Annotated in this window: 2 protein-coding genes and 1 pseudogene; all 3 read right to left on the bottom strand. The window is 75.6% G+C overall.

The window, feature by feature from the left end:
* Nucleotides 1–1,077, bottom strand: a pseudogene (locus tag EF918_RS30680) (hypothetical protein); the annotation flags it as partial.
* Nucleotides 1,074–2,282, bottom strand: a complete 1,209-nt coding sequence (locus EF918_RS30675) for a kelch repeat-containing protein (protein WP_260610817.1) — start codon at nucleotides 2,280–2,282, stop codon at nucleotides 1,074–1,076. The gene EF918_RS30675 and the pseudogene EF918_RS30680, both read right to left, overlap by 4 nt.
* On the bottom strand, nucleotides 2,279–6,634 hold a 4,356-nt coding region (locus EF918_RS30670), incomplete at its 5' end, for a DUF6603 domain-containing protein (RefSeq protein ID WP_125652192.1). The genes EF918_RS30675 and EF918_RS30670, both read right to left, overlap by 4 nt.

Genomic DNA, 6,634 nt, shown 5'->3' with positions numbered 1-6,634 from the left:
GGGGTAGGGCTGCGGGGGTGGCGGCGCAGTGAACCTTCCGTCCCAGTTGTCCCAGAGGTCCCGGGTGCGGCGGGGGATCCGCAGCGCTCCGCCCAGGCGCAGCACCCCGCCGAGGGCCGGGGGCCGGTCGATCGGGGGCAGCCCGAAGTCCGGCCGCAGGACGTCGATGTCGCGCCGGGCCACCAGCGGGTCGGGCTTGCGGGGCTGGATCCGGCGGACCAGTTCCTCGAAGTCGCCGGTGGATCCCGTACGGAACGACCACCGGTGGTAGTAGGGCAGTGGCAGTCCCGCCCGGCCGGGTCCCCAGCTCGCCAGGGTGGCGTCCGTGTCGTCGGGCGGCTCCCCGAGTCCGGCCAGCCGTCCGGTCTCGAAGGCGGGGACGAGGAAGGCGTGGTAGGGGGTGTTCGCGCCGAGGTGGCGGGGGCTGATGATCCGGGAGCAGGCCCGGTCGGGTCGGGTGCGCAGCAGTTCCCGCAGCCGGGCGAGGGTGGCGGGCATGTCCTCGGGTTCCGAGACCAGCGGTTCGTCGGGGTCGGTGTCGACATGGACGTGCGCCCAGGCGCCGAGCTCCTCGGCGGGCGGCAGGCAGGCGGCGGGATCGCGGACGGTGATGTACGGCAGCGGGCCGGCCGGTGGTCCGCCCTCCTCGAACTCGCCCGGGCCGCCGGTGTCCGTGGGCCCTTCGAGGACGATCAGGGCGAGCCAGGGGCGCAGCCGGCCGGTGGCGTGGTCCGGGGCGGCGGGGCTGTACCGCCAGGCGAAGTCCTCGGGGTAGAACTCGATGTGGGCGAGGTAGTTGGGTTCGGTCTCGGTGGTGCCCGGGCGGGGCTCGACCCGGGAGATCGCCTTGGGGTCCACCCCGATGACGTCACCGGGCCCGTAGAGCTGCACGCGCTGCCGTACGGGCGCGTGGAGCAGGGGGCCGGGGACCACGGGCTCCCCGGTCACGTCGAGTTCGACGGGGACGGTGGCGCGTCCGGTCGTCGGGGCGGTGTACGCCGTGCCGGCCGGGTCGGCGATCCGGGTGGCGATGCCGGTCCGCAGCCAGGGCAGGAAGGAGTAGCCGTTGGTGGTCACCCGGGGCTCCCTGCGGTGAAGATCTCCGTGGTCCGGGTGAGTTCGGCGGTGGCCGGGTCGGGGGCGGCGAGCCCGTTCTGCACGGTCCCTCCGGTGACGAGGACCTTGTTGCGGTCCAGGGCGACGGCGGCGAAGGCCCAGCGGCCGGTGAGCTGCCCGGGCGCCGCGGTCCAGGTCCGGGCGGCGGGGTCCAGGATCAGGGTGCTCTGGTAGCCCGCGCCGTTGCGCACGTCGGCGGTGCCGCCGGCGACCAGGAAGCTGCCGGTGCCCAGGGGGACCACCCGGTGGGCGCCGCGGCCGCCGGGTGCCTCGGGCAGCGCCGCCCACTCACCCGTGGTGACGTCGTACCGCTCGGCGGTGAGCGTGCGGAAGGGGGCGTACGTGCCGTCGCCGGCGGTGCCGGGCGTCGCCCCGCCGACCACCAGGGCGGTGGTGTCGGAGGCCAGGACGGTCTGGTGGCCGCCGCGCGGCTGGAGCAGGCTGCCGGTGGGGGTCCAGGTGTCCGTGGCCGGGTCGTACAGCTCGCAGTAGGCGAGGGCCGTGTCGCCGGTGCCGGACACGGGCACGGTGCCACCGCAGACCAGCACCCGGCCGGCCTTGAAGCGGACGGCGCCGTGGTCCGCGCGGGCGTCGTTCATGGGTTTGGCGTCGTGCCAGGTGTCGGCCTCCCAGTCGTAGACCTCCGCGGTCCGCAGGGCCCGTACCGAGGTGGCCGACCGGGCCGCGTAGCCGCCGGCGACCAGGAGCAGGGTGCCGTCCAGGGGGACGGCGATGTGGCCGCAGCGCGCCTCGCGCATGCCGGTGACGGTCTTCCAGGTGTCCGTGCCGGGCTCGTAGAGCTCGACGGTGTTCAGCGGCGGGGACAGCCGGGACGGGCCGCTGGTGCCTCCGGTGACCAGGACCTTGCCGTTGCCCAGCCGGGTGACGGTGTGCAGCCGGCGCGGGTCGCGCAGCGAGGTGGTGGCCGTCCAGGCGCCGGTGGCGGGGTTGTAGACGGCGCCCTTGGCCAGGGCGCGGCCCTGGGCGTCCGCCCCGCCCACGACGAGGACCTGGCCGTTCTTCAGCAGGACGGCTCCGTCGTGCTGCCCGTACCAGCTCGCGGCCAGGGGCAGGTCGCCGGTCTTCGTCCAGCCGCCGGCGGCCGCCGCGGTGGGACTGCTCATGGCCTCGAAACCCTTCGTGGTGGTGGTGGCGATGACGCTCATGGGGTGTGGACCTCCGCCGTCGCCGTGGTGGTCCGCCTGCCGTCGGGGGTCGCCGGGCCGGACCGGACGGTGCCGCCGACGGCCAGGACCCGGCCGTCGTCCAGCTCCACGGCGGCGAATCCGTGGCGGCCGGTGGCCGTCCCGCCGGTGGGGGTCCAGGTGTGCGTGGCCGGGTCGAACAGCAGGGTGCTGCGGTAGCCGGTGGTGCGTCCGGGGCCGCCGGTCCCTCCGACGAGCAGCACCCGGCCCGAGCGCAGCGGCACCGCCCGGTGCCCGCTGCGGCCGGCGCCGGGCAGGGGGGCCTCGGCCGACCAGGCGTCCGCCGCGGGCACGTACCGCTCGACGGAGGTGGGCTCGGCGGGGTCGAACCGGCCCGGTGCGCCGGGCCCGTCGGCCCCGGGGGCCCGGCCGCCGGTGACCAGGACGGTGCCGTCGGGCAGCCGGGTGGCCTGGTGGCCGGTGCGGGGGGTGGTGAGGCTCGCCGCCGGGGTCCAGGTGTCGGTGGTGGGGTCGTAGCGCTCGCAGAACGCGAGGGCGGCCGGCTCCCCGCCGGTCTCCAGGGCGCCGCCGACGACCAGGACGGGGCCCTGCTCGCCGAGGAGGACCGCCTCGTGGCGGCAGCGGGCGTCGGCCATGTCCCGGGCGGGCCTCCAGGTGCCGGTGCGCGGGTCCAGCAGCTCGGCCGAGCTCAGGGTGCGGGCGGCGCTGCCCTCGCCGGGGGCGGCGGTGCCGCCGGTCACCAGGACCTCGCCGGTGCCGAGCAGGGTGGCGCGGTGGTCGTAGCGGGCCGTGCCGAGGGCGCCGGCGTCGCTCCAGGCTCGGGTGACGGGATCGAAGATCTCCGCGGAGGACAGGGCCCGGCCGTGCTCGTCCTGTCCGCCGGTCACCAGGACCCGGTGGTCGGCGAGCCGGGTGACCGTGTGGCGGGCGCGGGGGGTGCGCAGGTCGGGGAGGGCGGTCCAGTCGAGCGTCACCGGGTCGCACACCGCCGCCGAGGCGAGCACCGCGCCGCTGGCGTCGGCGCCCCCGGCGATCAGGACGGCGCCGTCGGCCAGCCGGACGGCGTCGGCCGCGTCGAGATGGGCGGCGTACGGGGCCGAACCGGCGTCGGACCAGCTGCCGGGGCGGGCAAGGGCCCGGGCCGCCTCGGACTCGGGGAGCACGTGCAGCCGCCCGGTCAGCCGGGGGTCGGCCACGACCCAGGAGGCCAGGGCCTCTTCGGCGGCGGTGCGGCTGCGGTGGCCGTCCCGGCCCTGGTCGAGGCCGGCGGACGGGGCGAAGGCCTGGGCGTTGTTGCGTACGTACGCGATGACGAAGCGCGGGCCGGCCACGCGCGCGGTGTCCTCGGCGTCGAACGGGCGGCGCAGCCGCTCCTCGTGCCGCGACAGCGGGGAGCGGCTGGTGCTGCTGCCGGCCCGGAGCCGGTCGAACACCGCGCCGCTGACGCTCTTGAACCGGGTGACCGTACCTGCGGCTCCGGCGGCGCCGGCGGCCGCTCGGGCGACCCGGTGGGCGGACGCGGAGCCGACCGGAGCGCCGGGGGCAGGCGCGGTGGTGCTGTCGAACACGTGGGCCTCGTAGCGGGCGCTGCGGCGCACCGCGCGCACCGCGGCCAGGGCGTCCTGGGCCGTGCCGAGTTCGATCCCGGCGTCCTGGTCCTCGTACGCGGCCGCCGAGAGCCTGCCGGCGTCGTCCATGTCCCGGAACTGGGCCATGGCGAACTTGTCGGCGGTGGTGGAGAGCCGCACCAGCTCGCTGCCGTCGGCGGGGCCGACGGAGAAGCGCACGGCGTCGGCCGGGCGCTGGGCGCCGATCCGGTCGATGCGGACGCCGAGCGGGAGGATCCGCTGGCGGACGAAGAGGCTGCCGAGCGGGTGCAGGACCAGCCGGTCCTGCTCGCGCAGCGGGCGCAGGGTGACGAGCGGAACGGTGCCGCCGGCGGGCAGCCGGGTCTCCCAGCCCTCCGTCCTGGCCAGTTCGGCCGCGAGGAGGGTCAGGGCGTCGACGGGCGGGAGGGTGGTGTGGTGCTCCTCGCCCCAGGTGATGTCGAAGTCGGCGGAGATCTCGAAGAACAGCAGGGAGATCGAGCCCCGGCCCTGCGCCCGCCAGGGCGCCACGCCCTCCAGCTGGAAGTCGAGGTCGATGCCGAAGATCCCGACGCCGAAGGCCTTGAGGCAGACGCCGGCGGAGATCCGGACGACGAAGGCGAACGGCGAGAACTGGAACAGCGCGTCGAAGCTCAGGTGTCCTTCGATGCCGAAGTCGTCGAAGCCGAGGCGCAGTTCGGCGCGGGCTCCGAACTGGACGGTGTTGCTGGTGACGGCGAAGTACCCGGACACGCGGATCAGCCGGCCGGGCTGGTGGAGGATGTCGACGCAGATCCGCTCGGGCACCGGGAAGGGCAGCTGCGGCGGCTTGTACGCGGGGTGGAACCCGCCGACGGTGAGGACCAGTTGGGGGTCGTCGCCCCAGGAGACGAGCAGGCCCATGCCGCCGTCGAGCGTCATCGTCAGGATGCGCGAGTCGAAGATCCTGGCGAAGAACCACACCCGGGAGCGGTCGAACTCGATCGCGCCGATGAACGCGACCTGGAGGACGAGCAGCGGCAGGTGTTCGGTGGGCAGCACGCAGCGCAGCACCCCGAGGATCGCGATGTTCCCCGGGATCTCGATGACCACGCCGAGCGAGACGCTGACCAGGGTGGGCGTGCCCCAGCCGATCTTGGCCATGGGGCCGATCAGGAACGTGCCGTCCTCGGGCGGGAAGTAGGCCCTGAGGTCGCTGATGACGCGGGGGGCGTTGGCGACGGGGTCCTTGGGGAACATCACGGACTCGACGCGGCCGGTCGCGACGCCCTCGACCAGGGCCCGCAGGTCCATGCCGCGGTTGAGCCCGATCAGGCCGCCGACGGCGAGCAGGGTGAAGCCGTAGCCGAGCTGGATCCCGCCGCCGCCGAACTCGGTGGTGATGAGCACGAGGAGGGAGAACCCGCCCGGCCGGTCGGGCAGGCGGGTGCTGATGAGGCCGATCGCCTTGAGCGCGACCAGGCCGGCGAAGTCCAGCTCCAGCGCGCCGGCGTACTCGCCGCGGTCGGGGTCGGCGTAGAGGTAGCCCCCTCCGGTGACCACGCCGGCGTCGACGAGCAGGCCGATCCCGCTGGGCGGTTTGAAGGCGAAGTCGAGCTGCGCGGGCCCGAGGTTGCCGCCGCCGGGCGGCAGGGAGAACTCGGCGACGACGCCCATCCGCTCGACGGCCGCGGTGACCGGGCCGAGGGCGGCGGTGAAGCCCGCGGAGAGCTCGACGGGCACGCTACCGCCGCCGAGGCGGGCGGCGAGCAGGACGGTGTGGATCTCCACCGGGCCGAGCGCCAGGTGGACCGGGATCTGCACCTCCAGCCCGCCGCTCCCGGTGAAGCGCAGGCCGGTGTCGGGGGCGAAGGCGAGGCCGAGCTCGAAGCCGGCTTCGAGGCGGCCCCCGGCGAGGACGGAGGAGACGAACCCGTCGCCGGAGGAGGCGTCGATGATCAGCCGTCCGCCGCTCAGCGAGGCCTCGGCCAGCGGCGCGCCGTGCGCATGTCCGGTGGCCGGATCGGCGGTGAGGGCGAGGCCGGCGGCGACGGAGAACGCGTCGATCTCCAGCCTGCTGCCGCCCGCCTGGCCGAGCAGCACGATGGGCTGCCCGGGGCGGGACTCCAGCCGTACCGACAGCAGGAGCTCCACCGGGCGGTCCGGCGCGGGTGGGGCGATCCGGAGCGCGAAGGAGGGCCGCAGCTCTCCCCTGGCGCCGGTCGGCAGGGTGCCGCCGACGCCGACGGTGCCGGTGACGCCGGGCCGCAGCCCCTCGACCGGCCGGGTGACCTCACCCTCCCCGCGCAGCACCACCTCCACGTCGAGGCCCGCGCCGTCGGCGGTGGGGGTGAGGTCGACGGCGAGTGCCTGGAGCAGCGGTGGGGTGGTGGCGGTGGCGGGCACGAACAGCGCGGGCAGGCCGACCCGGGTCAGGACGATCTCCAGGACGGCGAGCAGCTTGGCCGCGTCGAGGGCGGCCGTGCCCCAGCCGTAGCGCTCGCGCAGCTGGCCGGCGGGATCGAGCAGGGACGGCAGCAGCCGCTCCAGGTACAGGTCGAGCTGTTCGTAGGGGGGACGCGTGGGGTCGGTGGCGGGCTCTCCGGGGTGGAACGTCCACTCCAGCACGCCGAAGAGGGTGTACCAGGCGGCCATCAGCGGGGAGGCGTTCATGGCCCGGGCGAGGGAGAGCTTGCTGAGCTTGGTCTCCAGGTCGGTGGCGAGCTCGTCGACCTGCTGCTGCGAGATGCCGGGCAGGGTGGGGCCCGAGGCGCGCAGCGCGGCCGT

This window comes from Streptomyces sp. WAC06614, assembly GCF_003949795.1.
In the GTDB taxonomy this organism is placed as follows: domain Bacteria; phylum Actinomycetota; class Actinomycetes; order Streptomycetales; family Streptomycetaceae; genus Streptomyces.
This window is presented reverse-complemented; position numbering and strand designations above follow the sequence as displayed.